This window comes from Lentzea sp. NPDC092896, assembly GCF_044754905.1.
Classification (GTDB): domain Bacteria; phylum Actinomycetota; class Actinomycetes; order Mycobacteriales; family Pseudonocardiaceae; genus Lentzea.
In genome coordinates, this window is record NZ_JBIVPX010000001.1 from 2,259,659 (window position 1) to 2,273,539 (window position 13,881).

A 13,881-nucleotide genomic window follows, 5' to 3' on the forward strand; every position below is an offset into this window, starting at 1 on the left:
GCTGTCGCCATGTACCAGTTCCTGGTGTCGTTCACCGTCCAGCCCGCGCACCGCGAGGACTTCGTGAAGGTCGCGCGCAAGACCGCCGCGGACTCGCTCGCGAACGAGCCCGGCTCGCTGCGGTTCGAGGTCATCGCGGACGAGGAGAACCCGGATCTCTTCTACCTCAACGAGGTCTACGCCGACGTCGACGCGTTCACCGCCCACGCGAGCGGACCGTACTTCGGTGCGTTCTTCGCCGAGGCCAGCGCGTACGCCGAGGGGCCGAGGTGGCTGATGAAGGGCACCGTGGCCGCCTGATGTCCGACGCACGCACGCGGACGGTCACCTGGGCCGATCCGCGGAAGACCGCCGCGCTGGCCATGAAGCTCGACGGCCTGGACTTCCTCCGTGCCGTCGCCGCCGGGGAGGTGCCGCCCCCGCCCGTCGCGGAACTGCTCGGCGCCCGCCTCGTGTCGGTGGACAAGGGGTCGGTCGTGTTCGCGCTGGACCCGGCCGAGTTCCACTACAACCCGATCGGCTCGGTGCACGGCGGCGTCTACGCGACGCTGCTCGACTCGGCGGCGGGTTGTGCCGTGCATTCGACGCTCCCGGCCGGGACCGGGTACACGAGCCTCGATCTGGCCGTGCGGTTCCTCCGTCCGATCAGGACGGACACGGGCACGGTCACCTGCGTCGGAACCGTTGCCCACCAAGGCAGACGGACCGCGATGGCGGAGGCTCGTCTCGTCGACGGCGCCGGGCGACTGCTGGCGACCGCGACGAGCACCTGCCTGATCCAGGAAGGAAAGAGTTGACGAAGATCCTCGTGACCGGTGCCACCGGACGTCACGGCGGCACCGGCGCGCACCTGGTGCAACGGCTGCGCGAGGAGGGCAGGGACGTCCGCGTGCTCGCCCGCACCCGCAGTACCCGCACCGAGTTCCTCGAATCGCTCGGCGCGGAGGTGGTGGTCGGCGATCTGCAGGACCGCCGCAGCATCGTGCCCGCGCTGCAGGACGTGGAACTGGCTTACTTCACGTATCCGATCGACGCGGGAGTGATCGGAGCGGCGGCGAACTTCGCGGCCGCCGTGAGGGAGTCCGGTACGTCACCGCGCACGGTCGTGATGTCGATGGGACCGGCGCATCCCGGTCACCCCAGCGGCCGCGGGCGGGACCAGTGGCTCGCCGAGGAGGTCCTGCAGTGGGCCGGCCTGGACGTGCTGATCCTGCGCGTCGCGGCCGCGTTCCACGAGAACATCCCGGCGCTGCACGGGAAGTCCGTCCGCGACGAGGGCGTGATCCGCAACTGCTTCGGCCCCGGCCCGGTCGCCTGGATCAACGGCCGGGACGCGGGGGAGCTGGCCGTGGCCGCGATCCTGCACCCCGAACGGTTCGACGGCCCGATCTGCTACCCCGCCGGCGCCGAGGAACTGAGCCACCACGAGATCGCGGCCGTCCTCGCCGAGCAGCTCGGCAGGCCGGTCCGGTTCGAGCCGGTCTCCGCGCGGCAGTGGTGGCGCGAGCTCGTCGAACTGTCCGATGTGGACGACGTCGTGAACGCCGACATGGCGGGCCACATCACTTCGGTGGCGGCACGGGTCGCGGAGCGCGGTTCGACCATGGCGGCCGACGCCGTCGCGCTGGCGAGGCTGATCGGCCGCGAGCCGGTGACGTTCCGCGAGTACGTGCGCCAGGGTCACTTCCCGTGGGGGTCCGAGACGTTGAGCACGGCGACGACCTCGTCGTAGTCGCCGCGGGCCTCGGCGTAGCGCAGGAACTTCACGCGCTCGACCTGGATCTCACGGGCGTCGGGCTGGGTCTCGATGATGCTCATGACCTCGGCGACGTACTCGTCGAGCGGCATGGCGTGGTCGCTCTCGGCCTGGCCGGGCAACAGGTCGGTCTGCACCGACGGCGGCTCCAGCTCCACGACCTTCACCGACGTGTCGGCGAGCTGGAGCCGCAGCGACTCGCTGAGCATGTGGATGGCGGCCTTGGACGCGTTGTAGCTCGGCGTGATCTTCAACGGCGCGAAGGCGAGGCCGGAGGAGACGGTCATGATCGTGGCGTCCGGCAGCGACTGGAAGTGCTCGACGAACGCGGCGATCAGGCGGATCGGGCCGAGCACGTTGGTCGTGACGATGCCCTCGGCGGACTCCAGGAACGACTCGGGGCGGTGCCAGTCCTCGATCCGCATGACGCCCGCCATGGTGATCAGCACGTTGACCGACGGGAAGCGGGCGATGACGTCCTTCGCCGCGGTCTGGACGCTGGCGGCGTCGGCGGTGTCGATGCGGACGGTCTCGACGCCGGGGTGCTCGGCGGCGATCCGGTCGAGCAGTTCGGTGCGCCGGCCGCCCACGATCACGGTGTTGCCGCGCTCGCGCAGGGCGAGGGCGAGCGCCAGGCCGATGCCGCTGGTGGCGCCGGGGATGAAGACGGTGTTTCCGGTGATGTCCATGGCACTGAGTCTCGGCCCGGTCGCTGGTACCTCACCAGAGAGCCCTTATCGGGGGATCGGCGATCCCTGGTTCGCGGCCGCACAAGCCGGATACTCGAACACATGGATCGGGTGGAACTGGCCGGCTTCCTGCGCCGTCGCCGGGAGGAACTGAGGCCTGAAGACGTCGGCCTGCCGGTGGGCGCGCGCAGGCGGGCACCGGGGCTGCGGCGTGAGGAGGTCGCGGCGCTGGCCGCCATGTCCACGGACTACTACACGCGCCTGGAACAGCAACGCGGCCCGCAGCCGAGCGAGCAGATGCTGACCTCGCTGGCCCGTGCCCTCCGGCTGAGCGACGACGAACGCGACTACCTGTTCCGCGTCGCCGGTCGCAACGCTCCGTCACCGCAGGCCACCGCCACGCACGTCGCGCCCGCGTTGCAACGGGTGCTGGACCGCCTCAACGACACGCCCGCGCTGATCCTGTCGAACCTCAGCGAGGTCCTCGTGCAGAACCGGTTCGCCGAGGCGTTGTACGGCGACTCCTCGCACTTCACCGGCCACGCCCGCAGTGGGATCTACCGCTGGTTCACCGACCCCGGCGAGCGCCTGATCTACCCCGAGCCCGACCGCGACCGGCAGAGCCGCACCCAGGTGGCGAACCTGCGTGCCGCCTACGCCTCGATGGGCTCGCGTTCACGGGCCGGTGAGCTCGTTCGCGCGCTGCAGAAGGAAAGCGCGGAGTTCGCCGAGCTGTGGGAACGGCACGAGGTCTCGAAGCGGTTCGAGGACCACAAGGTGCTGATCCACCCGCAGCTCGGCGAGATCGAGGTCGACTGCCAGGCGTTGTTCACCGAGGACCAGTCGCAGGCGTTGCTGGTGCTGACCGCACCGCCGCGCACCGAGGCGTTCGACAAGCTGCAGTTGCTCGGCGTGCTGGGCACGGAGAAGTTCGTCAGCTGAGGATGAAGATCGTCTCCTCGATCTCGGCCTTCCGCGCCGCCGCATAGCCGGTGTCGGTGCCGACGGGCTTGAACCCCGCCCTGGTCAGCACGCGCAGCGAGGCCGCGTTGTCGCTGGCGGCACGGGCGTGCAACGGCCGGACCGTCACGCGTTCGAGCAGCAACGCCAACGCCCGCCCGGCCACGCCCTGACCCCACACCGCGCGGTCGATCCAGTAGGTGATCTCGGTGTCGCCCTCCATCACGAAGCTGGCGATGCTGCCGACGACCACGCCGTCACCGAGGATCACGTGGTTGAGGGTCTCCGGGTTCTCCCGGATCTTGCGCATGTGCGCGTCGAACGCCGCGCGGTCGTCGGGGTCCTCCGCCGTGAACGCGGCCATCCACACGGCCTCCGGATCGCGCATGAACTCGAACAGCACGTCCAGATCCGCGTCCTCGACGCCACGCAACGTCACTTCACTGATCATCGAGCGAGCCTAGTCGCGAGCCACGCGAGTGAGAGGGGATATCGGTAGTCGATCGCGCCGTGGCCCGCGTCGAAGAGCTCGAAGTGCACGCGCTCGTCCGGAATCCCGGCCTGCGCGATCTCCCTGCGGAACGCGTGCGCGCCGAGGTCGAGGAAGTACTCGTCCCTGGTGCCCGCGTCGATCCACACGGCCCGCAGCGAACGGATCGCGTCGGCGTGACCGGGCACCATCCGCACCGGGTCCCAGTCGAGCCAGCGCTGCCACACGTCCGGGATCAACGCTCCGGTGACGGAGTCGAACGGCAACTCGGGCACGCCGTCCTCGGTGGCCGAGAAGCACGCCGCCACACCGAGAATCCCGATCAGGTCCATGTCCTCGGGCTTGGTGAACGCCGTGCGGCTCCGGAAGTCCGTCCACCACTTCTGGACGTCGTTGTCGTAGCCGCGCAACGCTCGCACGGCCTTGCCGAAGTCCGCGAGGTAGCAGAGCTCGTAGAGCGAGTCGCCCGCGTGCGTGGCCAACGCGCCGAACAGATCCGGCCGCAGCATCGGCGTGATCATCGCGCCGAACCCGCCCGACGACTTGCCCGCGATCGCCCGCGACTCGCGGTCCGGGATCGTGCGGTAGTGCTCGTCCACCCACGGCACGATCTCGTCGCACAGGTATGAGTGATAACGGCCGGTGCCGGGTGAATCGACGAACTGCGACCCGCCGTACGACGTCCACGCGTCGACGTACACGACGATGCAGCCAGGGGCTCCCTGTGCGAAGACCGCGTCGGCCGTCTCGATGAACGGCTGGCGGAACGGCGTGCGGTTCGCCCACATCTGCACGTGCCCGGTGTAGCCCTGGATCAGGTAGACGGTGGGGTAGTGCTCGGTCCCGGAGTCGTAACCCGGCGGCACGTACACCCACAGCGGCCGCTCGTGCGGATCTCCGAGCGGGTTGTCGCGCAGCAACGCGGACTCGACGGTGTGCCGGTCGAGCCGGCCGGCGAGCGGTCCCTCCCAAGGCAGCATGATCCCAGTCAACCACAGTGGACCCGCTGGTCCAGAAAACGTACTCTGGCGTCATGAAGCTCACGGCGAAGGGGCAGGCGACCCGGCAGCGCATCATCGAGGGGGCGGCCTCGTACCTGCGCAGCGATGACGCGGCCGGCGTGACGCTGGACGACATCCGGGCGATCACCGGCACCAGCAAGGGGCAGATCTTCCACTACTTCCCGGACGGCAAGGAGGAGCTCTTCCTCGCCGTGGCACGGTTCGAGGCCGATCGCGTGCTCTCCGACCAGCAGCCGCATCTCAGCGCCCTCACGTCGTGGGCCGCGTGGGAACGCTGGCGCGACTCGGTCGTCGCCCGCTACCGGGCCCAGGGCCGCACCTGCCCTCTCGGTGTGCTGATGGGTCAGCTCGACAGCACACCGGGCGCGCACGAGGTCATCGGCACGCTTCTCGAACAGTGGCAGTCCGAGCTGCGTCGCGGCGTCATCGAGATGCAGCAGGCCGGTCTGGTCCGGTCCGGTGTGGACGCCGGCCGCGTCTCCGCCGCGTTGATCGCGGGTATCCAGGGAGGAGTGCAGGTGCTCCGGTCGACCGGCGACGTCACGCACCTGGAGGCGGCGCTCGACGTCGTCATCGACTACCTGCGCGGCTGAAGTTCTGGACTTGCGGGTCCAAAAATACGGACCTAGCTTCGAGTGCATGGCACAACGACTGCAGGGCAGGACCGCCCTCATCACCGGTTCCACCAGCAACATCGGCCGCTCGATCGCGGTCGCCTTCGCCCGCGAGGGCGCGCACGTCGTCGTCTCCGGGCGCGACGAGGCCAGGGGAGCGGAGGTCGTCGAGGAGATCCGCTCGTCCGGTGGCCGCGCCGACTTCGTCCGCGCCGACCTCGACGGCTCGTCCGCCGCGAGCCGCGCGCTGGCCGCGGAAGTCCAGACGCTGCTGGGCGGCCCCGTCGACATCCTCGTGAACAACGCCGGCATCTACCCGTCGCCGGGCACTCTCGACACCGACGACGAGACCTTCGACCGCGTCTACGGCGTCAACGTGAAGGCCCCGTTCTTCCTGACGCAGGCCCTGGTTCCCGCGATGATCGGCGCGGGTTCCGGCGTGGTCATCAACCTCGGTTCGTGGATCGCCCGGCTGGCCGTGCCCCGCGGCTCGCTCTACAGCTCCACCAAGGGCGCCATGGAAACGCTTACCCGCGCGTGGGCGGCGGAGTTCGGCCCGCAGGGCGTGCGGGTGAACGCGATCTCGCCCGGCGTCGTCGTCTCGCCGGACTGGGACCCCGGCGCCGTCCACCCCGGCGAGGTGATGATGCACGGCACACCGGCCGGCCGGTCCGGGCACCCCGACGCGATCGCCGGAGCCGCGGTCTACCTGGCCTCGGACGACGCCGCGTTCGTGCACGGGACGGTGATCGACGTCGACGGCGGGCGGACCGGGGTCGCGGTGGTCGCCGGCTGATCTCCTCGCGCTGACGGGGCTCGCTCTAGTGAGCCCCTAGGAGCATCTGTTGAAGTGTCCAAACGACTACTGACAGATGATCCGAATCGAGAAGCAATGGACAAGGCATCCGTCGCGCGCTTCCTGCTGCTGGCGCTGCTGTGGGGAAGCAGCTTCACTCTGATCAAGGTGTCCCTGGAAGGGTTGACACCGGGACAGCTCGTGCTCAGCAGACTCATCCTGGGCGCGGCCGTCCTGCTCTCCATCGCGGCCGTCCGCAAGGTCGCCCTGCCGCGTTCCGCCCAGATCTGGGGGCACATCGCCGCCGCCGGTCTGTTCGGCAACGTGATCCCGTTCCTCCTGCTGTCCTACGGCGAGAAGAGCACCGGCGCCGGCATCGCGGGCGTCCTGATCGGCGCCAGCCCGTTGCTGACGCTGGCACTCGCCACCGCCGCTCTGCCGACCGAGCGGGCGACCTCCCGCAAGGCGGTCGGCCTGGTGCTCGGCTTCATCGGCGTGGTGCTGCTGATCGGGCCGTGGCACGAGTCGCTCGGCTCGCTCAGCGGCCGGCTGGCCTGCTTCGGCGCGGCCATCAGCTACGCGATCGGCTTCGTGTACGTCCGCAAGTACCTGTCGCCGCTCGGACTGGCGCCGCTGTCGCTGGCCGCGTCGCAGCTCGTCGCGGCGGCCGTGCTGCAGGCGGTCGTGACGCCGTTCCTCGACTGGCGCACGCCCAGCTTCACCGGCCCGGTGACGATGAGCATCGTGCTGCTCGGCCTGCTGAGCACGGGTCTGGCCTACGTGCTCTACTTCCGCCTCATCGGCGACGTCGGGGCCACCACGGCATCGGCGGTCAACTACGTCGTACCGGTGTTCGCGGTGCTCGTCAGCGTGTTGTTCCTCGGTGAGCACGTCACGTGGAACCTCATCGCGGGCGGTCTCGTGGTGCTCGTCGGCGTGGCCTACGCGGAGAACAGGCTCGGACAGCTCCGCAAGACCCCGGAGAAGGCGGGGGCGGTCCGGTGAACCCGCGGGCGCTGCTCGGCGCGATCACCGCGGACCTGGACATGGTCCTCGACCGCGATCCGTCGATCACGTCGCGCAGCGAGGCGTTGCTGCACCCGACGGTGATCGCGATCTGGGGCTATCGCGTGTCGCACTGGTTGCACCTGCGGGGGCACCGGCGCAGCGCCCGGCTGGTCATGGTCATCGCCAGGCTGCTGACCGGTGGCATCGAGATCCATCCCGGTGCGGAGATCGGCCGCGGTTTCTTCATCGACCACGGCGCAGGCGTGGTCATAGGCGAGACGGTCATCATCGGTGAGGACGTCACGATCTTCCACCAGGTGACGCTCGGCGCGGTCGGGTGGTGGCACGACAACCAACGCCCGGAAGGATCCCGGCGGCATCCGAAGCTCGGCGACCGGGTCGTCGTCGGAGCCAACGCGACGCTGCTCGGCCCCATCACGGTCGGCCACGACTCGGTGGTCGGCGCCCAGGCACTGGTGATCCGTGACGTACCAGCGGATTCACGCGTCCTGGCGCCGTTCTCAGTGCCCGCGCTGAGGTCGACCCGCGGCGTGGTGAAGGCGGCCAGGGCCCGTCATCCCGTTCAGATCACGGGACTGCGGCACAAGGGCGCCCAGGCCGTGTTCCCCACTTGGTGACAACTAACCGATCGGAGTTCGCGTGAACACCCGAGTCAGTCAGCCCCTCACCAGACGACCGCCCGCGCACTCGCTCGTGGACCTGATCGGCGGCACACCCACCGTCCGTCTCGACCTCGGCGTGACCACCGCGAACCTCTACGCCAAGCTGGAGATGGCCAACCCCCTGTCCAGCGTGAAGGACCGCGCCGCGCTCTACATGATCAACGGCGCGGAGGAACGCGGGGACCTGACCAGGGGCACGGGCACGATCGTCGAGGCGACGTCGGGCAACACGGGCATCTCCATGGCGGCCATCGCGGCCGCCCGCGGGTACAAGTGCGTGATCGTCCTGCCGGACAGCGCGACCAGCGAGCGCATCCAGCTGCTGCGCGCGTTCGGCGCGGAGATCGTGCTGACCCCGTACCAGGAGGGGTACGTGGCGGCGATCGCCAAGGCCGAGGAGATCTACCGCGAACGGCCCGGGTCGTGGTTCGCCTGCCAGCACGAGAACTCCGACAACGTGGCGGCGCACTACGCCACCACCGGACCGGAGATCTGGAACGACACCGACGGCGAGGTGGACGTCTTCGTCTGCGGTGTCGGCACCGGCGGAACGCTCAGCGGGACCGCGAAGTACCTGAAGGAACGCAATCCCGGCATCCGCGTGGTCGCGGTGGAGCCGGAAGGGTCACCGGTGCTCAGTCAGGGATGGGGCGGCCTGCACCGCATTCCCGGGCTCAACGGCGGGTTCGTCGCGCCGACGACGGACGTGGCCCTGATCGACGAGGTCCTCGCGGTGTCCAATGAGGACGCTTACCGCACGGCAAGGGAACTCGCGCGGACCGCGGGGCTGCTGGTCGGGGTCTCCTCCGGCGCGGCGGCGCACGCCTGCCGGGTGCTCTCCGCACGGCCGGAGTACGCGGGCAAGAACTTGGTCACCGTGTTCCCGGACACGGGCGAGCGGTACCTCTCGTGGTTCAACCAGGAAGACACGACGGACAGCGGCGAGACGCCCGCAGCCATCAACGAGGAGTGAACAGACATGACGCAAGTGTCCAACATCCTGCTTCCCGGCGAAGGCGAGTCGGTGCAGATCGGCACGACCACCCACACCACCTTCAAGGCCAGGGGCAGTGAGACGGACGGGCGCCTCGGCCTGTACGAGCACCGGATGGCCGCGGGAGCTCCCGGTGCCTCGCCGCATGTGCACAACGAGCAGCTGGAAGCGTTCTACGTCCTGAGCGGCATGGTCGAGCTCCACCTCGACGGCAAGTCGTTCGCCGCGCCTCCCGGCACGTACGTCAACGTCCCGATGGGCGTGTCGCACGGGTTCCACAACCCGTACCAGGACCAGGCCACGATGCTCATCATCTTCACCCCCGCGCTCAACCGCGAGGAGTACTTCCGGGGCCTGTCCGAGATGTACGCGGACGGCAACCAGCCCACCGAGGACGAGTTGCTGACGCTGATGGCGAAGTACGACCAGTTCGAGGTCGCCATCGACGGCACCGTTCCCGGCTGGGGCCGGCACTGAGGTGACGGCGGGCGCCCGGTCTCCGGGCGCCCGCCACCCTTTCGCTCAGGCCGAGTCGCGCACGACCAGTTCGGTGGGCAGGATCAGCGACGTCGGCTGTTCGCCGTTCAGCAGCCGGATCAGCATCCTGGTCATCTCCCGGCCGAGCGCCTCGATGGGCTGCCGGACCGTGGTCAGCGCGGGCTGGGTGTGCCGCGCCGTCACGATGTCGTTGAAACCGACGACCGCGACGTCCTCCGGAACGCGCTTGCCCTGTTCCCGCAGGACGGCGAGCGCCCCGGTGGCCATGGCGTCGGACGCGACGAACACGCCGTCCAGGTCGGGGTGGTCGTCGAGCAGGAGTTTCATGCCCGCGGCACCGCTGGCCTCGCTGAAGTCGCCGTGCGCCACGCGTTCGTCGCTCAGTCCCGCCAGGACGACGGCCTCGCGGAAACCCATGTAGCGCGACATGCCGGCGTGGGTGTCGAGCTCGCCGGTGATCGTGCCGATCCTGGTGCGGCCGGAGGAGATCAGGTGCTCGACGGCCGTGCGGGCGCCGCCCCGGTTGTCGGCGTCCACGTACCACTGGGGTGCGCGGTCGAGCGACCGTCCACCGTGGACGGCCGGCAGGCCGCTGTCCTCCGCCATCTTCGACAGCGGGTCGTTCTCCTTGAGCGCCAGCAGCATCACGCCGTCCGCGCCTCGCGACTGGAGCACCTGCGCGAACCTGTCCCTGCCGCGCTGGGACGCGGCGAGCAGCAGCATCAGGTGCAGGTCGGTCTCCTCGAGCGCCGCGTTGACGCCGCTGATCACCTCGGCGAAGAAGAGGTTGGCGAAGATCGCCGGGTCGTCGCTCGAGATGACCAGGACGACGGCGCCGCGCCGCTGGCTCGCCAACGAGCGCGCGGCGGTGTTCGGGACGTAGCCCAGATCCGCGATGGCGCTCTGGACCGCGCGCTTCGACTTCTCGCTGACGTGGCGCGCGTTGTTGATGACGCGGGACACGGTGCCGGTCGAGACGCCCGCGCGTTGCGCCACTTCCTCCAGGGTGGGAGGCCGGGTGTTCATGGCCGCACCCTATCAATGTTGTAAGCGCTCACAGTCCACCTCGCGCGATCACGTCCGCGTACCACCGGGCGCTGTCCTTCAGGGTGCGGCGCTGGGTGTCGTAGTCGACGTGCACCAGGCCGAACCGCTGGGCGTAACCGAAGGACCACTCGAAGTTGTCGAGCAACGACCAGGCGAAATAGCCCTTCAGCGGCACGCCTCTCGACATGGCCTCCGCGCACGCCCGCAGGTGTCCGTCCAGGTAGGCGACGCGGTCGGCGTCGTGCACCTCGTCGTCGAACGCGGCGCCGTTCTCGGTGATGTACAACGGAATCGCCGGGTAGTCGCGGTCCAGCCGCAGCAGGAGGTCGAACAGTCCACCGGCGTCGACCTCCCAGCCGATGGACGTGCGCGGCCGGCCGCCGTCGAGGTGCCGGACGTGCTCCGAGCCGACGTAGGCCGAGGGCGACGGAGTGGTGCCGTGACCGACGAGCATGGGGGAGTAGTAGTTCACGCCGAGGAAGTCGATCGGCGCGGCGATGGTCTTCAGGTCGCCTTCCTGGACGTGCTCGAAGCCGGTGACGGGCCCCAGGTCCCGCAGCACGTCGTCCGGGTACTCCGCCCGCAGCACGGGGTCGAGGAAGAGCCGGTTCTGCATGCCGTCGATCCGGCGCGCCGCGTCGAGGTCCGCCTCGGTGGCCGAACCCGCCGTGACGTGCGAGAGGTTCAGCGTGATGCCGACCCGCGCGTCGGGCATCGCCCGTGCCGCGAGTCCGTGGCCCAGCAACAGGTGGTGGGCGGCGCGGATCGACGCGGCCGGGTCCTGGCGGCCGGGAGCGTGCCTGCCGGTGGCGTAGCCGAGGAACGCCGAGCACCACGGCTCGTTCAGCGTCGTCCAGTGCGTGACGCGGTCCGCCAGCGCCTCGTGCACGATCTGCGCGTACTCGGCGAACCGCAGTGCGGTGTCGCGCTCGGGCCAGCCGCCCGCGTCCTCCAGTGGTTGCGGCAGGTCCCAGTGGTAGAGCGTCGGCCACGGCTGGATGCCGTTGTCCAGCAACGTGTCCACGAGGCGCTTGTAGAAGTCGAGGCCGCGCTCTTCGACCTTGCCCGACCCGAGCGGTTGCACACGAGGCCACGCGATGGAGAACCGGTAGGCGCCGAGCCCGAGCCCGCGCATGACGGCGACGTCTTCGGGATAGCGGTGGTAGTGGTCGGCGGCGACGTCACCGGTGTCGCCGTTGTCCACTTTGCCCGGGGTCGCGCAGAACGTGTCCCAGATGGACGGTCCGCGTCCGTCCTCGGCCACCGCGCCCTCGATCTGGTAGCTGGACGTGGCCGCGCCCCAGAGGAAACCGGGTTCGAACGTGGTCATGCCTTGACCGCCCCTTCCATGATGCCGCCGATGATCTGGCGTCCGAACGCGAGGAACACCAGCAGCAACGGCACGGTGGCGATCAGCGCCCCGGTGAACATGAGCGTGTAGTCCGTGTAGTAGGTGGTGGAGAGCTGCGACAGCGAGAACTGGACGGTCGGGTTGTCCGCTTCGAGGACCGCGAGCGGCCACAGGAACTCGTTCCACGCGCCCATGAACGTGAACAGGCCGAGCACAGCGGCTCCGGGACGCAACGCGGGCAGCACGATGCTCCAGAACGTGCGGAACGTGCTGCACCCGTCGATGCGGGCGGCCTCGATGAGCTCGTCGGGCACGGCCTGCTCGGCGTACTGCCGCATCAGGAAGACGCCGAACGCGGACACCAGCGCCGGTACGATGATCGCTTCCATCCGGTTCTGCCAGCCCAGCTCGACCATGATCATGTACAGCGGGATGATGCCCATCTGCACGGGGATCATCATGGTGGCGAGGATGACGAGCAGCAGCCCGTTGCGGCCGCGGAACTTCAGCTTGGCGAACGCGAAACCCGCGAGCGACGAGAAGAACACGACCGAGACGGTGATGACCGCGGAGCTGAGCAGCGAGTTCCACAGGCCCAGCAGGAAGTTCGCGTCCTCCGCGGCGAACAGCCTGCCGACGTTGTCACCGAAGTTGGGCCCGGGCGCCAGCGGCGGTGGCCAGTCGCCGACGACGTCGTTGGCGCGGGTGGCGACGACGAAGAGCCAGTAGAGCGGGAACGCCGACAGCACGATGCCCGCGAGGAGCGTGAAGTAGACCAGGGGATGGGTCTTGCGCATGGCTACCTCGACCTCCGCGTGATCAGGAAGTTGACGACGCCGAGCAGCGTGATCAGCAGGAAGATCATCCACGCGACGGCAGAGCCGTAGCCGTAGTCGAAGTCCCGGAACGCCTTCTCGAACATGTACATCGACACCGTCTGGAACTGGCGCAGGCTGCCGCCGGAGATGGCGAAGCTGCCCTGGCCGAAGATCAGCGGCTCGGTGAAGAGCTGCATGCCCGCGATGGTGGACATGATGACGGTGAAGACGATCGCGGGCCGGATGTTCGGGACGGTGATGCTCCAGAACTGCCGGATCTTGCCCGCGCCGTCCACAGTGGCCGCTTCGTACAGGTCCTTCGGAATCGCCTGCATCGCCGCGAGGTAGATCAGCGCGTTGTAGCCGGTCCACCGCCAGTTGACCATGGTGGCGATCGCGGTCCACGACGACCACTTGTCGGCGCGCCAGTCGATCGCGTCGATGTGCACCAGCCCCAGCAGGCCGTTCACCATGCCGGCGTCGCGGTCGAAGATCTGGCTGAACACGATGCCGACGGCGGCGACGGACGTGACGATCGGCAGCAGCACGCCCATCCGCAGGAACGTCACGGCGCGCAGCTTCTGGTTGAGCAGGCTCGCGAGCACCAGGGCGCCGAGCAACTGCGGCACGGTCGCGAGCACGAGCATGCCGAGGGTGTTGACGACCGAGTTCCAGAAGTCCGGGTCGGCGAACAACGTGACGTAGTTGTCGAGCCCGACGAACGCGCCCGCGCCGGTGATGTCCCAGTCGTGCAACGACACCCAGGCCGTGTAGATCAGCGGGAACAGCCCGAAGACCAGGAAGATCACGAAGAAGGGCGCGATGAACAGGTACGGCGACCACTTCACCTCGACGCGCGAGATCCGGTCGCGCAGCCGGGAACGTGGCTGCTCGGGAGGCCTGCTCCCGGCCGCCGGGATGCTCGGGGCCGTCCTCGGCCGCAGATCAGTCGCCAACGTGTGTCCTCGGGTGGTGTGGGATGACGGCCGGGGCGGGTTTCTCCGCAGCGCCCCGGCCGCCAGGTCTGTGGTCGGGGGGGGGGGGGGGGGGGGGGGGGGGGCCCGCGCGCGGGGGCGGGGGGGGGGGGGGGGGGGGCCCGGGGGGGGCGCGGCCCCCCCCCCCCCCCCCCCCGCCGGGGGGGGCGGGCGCCAGGCC

The 13,881-nt window shown here is 69.5% G+C and carries 17 protein-coding genes; 10 read left to right on the plus strand and 7 right to left on the minus strand.

The genetic code is table 11. The annotated features are described in order from the left end of the window. Window positions 1-9: 9 nt before the first annotated feature. Genes ACIQF0_RS09995 through ACIQF0_RS10005 form a run of 3 tightly spaced genes read left to right on the plus strand, consistent with a single transcriptional unit; the run spans window position 10 to window position 1,732 of the window. Window positions 10-300, plus strand: coding sequence for a putative quinol monooxygenase (locus tag ACIQF0_RS09995; RefSeq protein WP_401026864.1), 291 nt, complete (start codon window positions 10-12; stop codon window positions 298-300). Next, on the plus strand, window positions 300-797 hold the full coding sequence (locus ACIQF0_RS10000) for a PaaI family thioesterase (protein WP_401026867.1): 498 nt from the start codon (window positions 300-302) through the stop codon (window positions 795-797). The genes ACIQF0_RS09995 and ACIQF0_RS10000 overlap by 1 nt, the downstream gene beginning before the upstream one ends. After that, window positions 794-1,732 carry an NmrA family NAD(P)-binding protein gene (locus tag ACIQF0_RS10005; protein ID WP_401026870.1) on the plus strand — a complete coding sequence of 313 codons (939 nt, stop codon included), beginning with the start codon at window positions 794-796 and terminating at the stop codon, window positions 1,730-1,732. Before ACIQF0_RS10000 ends, ACIQF0_RS10005 begins: the two co-directional genes overlap by 4 nt. On the opposite strand, the gene ACIQF0_RS10010 is transcribed toward ACIQF0_RS10005, so the two are convergent. Beyond that, window positions 1,681-2,445 carry an SDR family oxidoreductase gene (locus tag ACIQF0_RS10010; RefSeq protein WP_401026872.1) on the minus strand — a complete coding sequence of 255 codons (765 nt, stop codon included), beginning with the start codon at window positions 2,443-2,445 and terminating at the stop codon, window positions 1,681-1,683. The genes ACIQF0_RS10005 and ACIQF0_RS10010 overlap by 52 nt on opposite strands. Before the next feature lie 102 nt (window positions 2,446-2,547). Here ACIQF0_RS10010 and ACIQF0_RS10015 point away from each other — a divergent pair, with 102 nt between their 5' ends. After that, window positions 2,548-3,387: a helix-turn-helix transcriptional regulator gene (locus ACIQF0_RS10015; RefSeq protein ID WP_401026875.1), complete on the plus strand. Its 840-nt coding sequence runs from the start codon at window positions 2,548-2,550 to the stop codon at window positions 3,385-3,387. Here the strand turns inward: ACIQF0_RS10015 and ACIQF0_RS10020 are convergent. Continuing rightward, the gene (locus tag ACIQF0_RS10020) at window positions 3,380-3,856 is read right to left on the minus strand and encodes a GNAT family N-acetyltransferase (protein WP_401026878.1); all 477 of its coding nucleotides are present in this window, start codon (window positions 3,854-3,856) and stop codon (window positions 3,380-3,382) included. The genes ACIQF0_RS10015 and ACIQF0_RS10020 overlap by 8 nt on opposite strands. Next, window positions 3,853-4,875, minus strand: a complete 1,023-nt coding sequence (locus ACIQF0_RS10025; protein ID WP_401026880.1) for an alpha/beta hydrolase — start codon at window positions 4,873-4,875, stop codon at window positions 3,853-3,855. The genes ACIQF0_RS10020 and ACIQF0_RS10025 overlap by 4 nt, the downstream gene beginning before the upstream one ends. A gap of 53 nt (window positions 4,876-4,928) precedes the next feature. Between ACIQF0_RS10025 and ACIQF0_RS10030 the strand changes: the two genes are divergently transcribed. The 6 genes from ACIQF0_RS10030 (at window position 4,929) to ACIQF0_RS10055 (ending at window position 9,489) form a co-directional block, all read left to right on the plus strand. Continuing rightward, window positions 4,929-5,510, plus strand: coding sequence for a TetR/AcrR family transcriptional regulator (locus ACIQF0_RS10030; RefSeq protein ID WP_401026883.1), 582 nt, complete (start codon window positions 4,929-4,931; stop codon window positions 5,508-5,510). A gap of 46 nt (window positions 5,511-5,556) precedes the next feature. Then, complete coding sequence (locus ACIQF0_RS10035) at window positions 5,557-6,327, plus strand: SDR family NAD(P)-dependent oxidoreductase (protein ID WP_401026885.1); 771 nt, start codon at window positions 5,557-5,559, stop codon at window positions 6,325-6,327. Window positions 6,328-6,423: 96 nt separating this feature from the next. Continuing rightward, the gene (locus ACIQF0_RS10040) at window positions 6,424-7,332 is read left to right on the plus strand and encodes a DMT family transporter (protein ID WP_401026888.1); all 909 of its coding nucleotides are present in this window, start codon (window positions 6,424-6,426) and stop codon (window positions 7,330-7,332) included. Next, window positions 7,329-7,973, plus strand: coding sequence for a serine O-acetyltransferase EpsC (epsC, locus tag ACIQF0_RS10045; protein WP_319974236.1), 645 nt, complete (start codon window positions 7,329-7,331; stop codon window positions 7,971-7,973). The genes ACIQF0_RS10040 and epsC overlap by 4 nt, the downstream gene beginning before the upstream one ends. A gap of 22 nt (window positions 7,974-7,995) precedes the next feature. Further along, complete coding sequence (gene cysK / locus ACIQF0_RS10050; RefSeq protein WP_401026891.1) at window positions 7,996-8,991, plus strand: cysteine synthase A; 996 nt, start codon at window positions 7,996-7,998, stop codon at window positions 8,989-8,991. Window positions 8,992-8,997: 6 nt separating this feature from the next. Continuing rightward, complete coding sequence (locus tag ACIQF0_RS10055; RefSeq protein ID WP_319974234.1) at window positions 8,998-9,489, plus strand: cupin domain-containing protein; 492 nt, start codon at window positions 8,998-9,000, stop codon at window positions 9,487-9,489. A 45-nt stretch (window positions 9,490-9,534) separates the two neighbouring features. Here ACIQF0_RS10055 and ACIQF0_RS10060 read toward each other — a convergent pair whose 3' ends face one another. Genes ACIQF0_RS10060 through ACIQF0_RS10075 form a run of 4 tightly spaced genes read right to left on the minus strand, consistent with a single transcriptional unit; the run spans window position 9,535 to window position 13,682 of the window. Continuing rightward, the gene (locus ACIQF0_RS10060) at window positions 9,535-10,536 is read right to left on the minus strand and encodes a LacI family DNA-binding transcriptional regulator (protein ID WP_401026893.1); all 1,002 of its coding nucleotides are present in this window, start codon (window positions 10,534-10,536) and stop codon (window positions 9,535-9,537) included. A gap of 28 nt (window positions 10,537-10,564) precedes the next feature. Beyond that, window positions 10,565-11,887 (minus strand): GH1 family beta-glucosidase, encoded by a 1,323-nt coding sequence (locus tag ACIQF0_RS10065; RefSeq protein ID WP_401026895.1) that lies wholly within the window; start codon window positions 11,885-11,887, stop codon window positions 10,565-10,567. Further along, on the minus strand, window positions 11,884-12,705 hold the full coding sequence (locus ACIQF0_RS10070) for a carbohydrate ABC transporter permease (protein ID WP_401026897.1): 822 nt from the start codon (window positions 12,703-12,705) through the stop codon (window positions 11,884-11,886). The genes ACIQF0_RS10065 and ACIQF0_RS10070 overlap by 4 nt, the downstream gene beginning before the upstream one ends. Window positions 12,706-12,707: 2 nt before the next feature. Next, window positions 12,708-13,682 carry a carbohydrate ABC transporter permease gene (locus tag ACIQF0_RS10075; protein ID WP_401026900.1) on the minus strand — a complete coding sequence of 325 codons (975 nt, stop codon included), beginning with the start codon at window positions 13,680-13,682 and terminating at the stop codon, window positions 12,708-12,710. Window positions 13,683-13,881 lie beyond the last annotated feature (199 nt).

Coding starts and splice junctions, on each gene's coding strand:
- ACIQF0_RS10015 (WP_401026875.1), top strand. CDS start 2,548: ATGGATCGGGTGGAACTGGCCGGCTTCCTGCGCCGTCGCCGGGAGGAA.
- ACIQF0_RS10065 (WP_401026895.1), bottom strand. CDS start 11,887: ATGACCACGTTCGAACCCGGTTTCCTCTGGGGCGCGGCCACGTCCAGC.
- ACIQF0_RS10070 (WP_401026897.1), bottom strand. CDS start 12,705: ATGCGCAAGACCCATCCCCTGGTCTACTTCACGCTCCTCGCGGGCATC.
- ACIQF0_RS10040 (WP_401026888.1), top strand. CDS start 6,424: ATGGACAAGGCATCCGTCGCGCGCTTCCTGCTGCTGGCGCTGCTGTGG.
- ACIQF0_RS10000 (WP_401026867.1), top strand. CDS start 300: ATGTCCGACGCACGCACGCGGACGGTCACCTGGGCCGATCCGCGGAAG.
- ACIQF0_RS10030 (WP_401026883.1), top strand. CDS start 4,929: ATGAAGCTCACGGCGAAGGGGCAGGCGACCCGGCAGCGCATCATCGAG.
- ACIQF0_RS10055 (WP_319974234.1), top strand. CDS start 8,998: ATGACGCAAGTGTCCAACATCCTGCTTCCCGGCGAAGGCGAGTCGGTG.
- ACIQF0_RS10020 (WP_401026878.1), bottom strand. CDS start 3,856: ATGATCAGTGAAGTGACGTTGCGTGGCGTCGAGGACGCGGATCTGGAC.
- ACIQF0_RS10010 (WP_401026872.1), bottom strand. CDS start 2,445: ATGGACATCACCGGAAACACCGTCTTCATCCCCGGCGCCACCAGCGGC.
- ACIQF0_RS10060 (WP_401026893.1), bottom strand. CDS start 10,536: ATGAACACCCGGCCTCCCACCCTGGAGGAAGTGGCGCAACGCGCGGGC.
- ACIQF0_RS10025 (WP_401026880.1), bottom strand. CDS start 4,875: ATGCTGCCTTGGGAGGGACCGCTCGCCGGCCGGCTCGACCGGCACACC.
- ACIQF0_RS09995 (WP_401026864.1), top strand. CDS start 10: ATGTACCAGTTCCTGGTGTCGTTCACCGTCCAGCCCGCGCACCGCGAG.
- ACIQF0_RS10035 (WP_401026885.1), top strand. CDS start 5,557: ATGGCACAACGACTGCAGGGCAGGACCGCCCTCATCACCGGTTCCACC.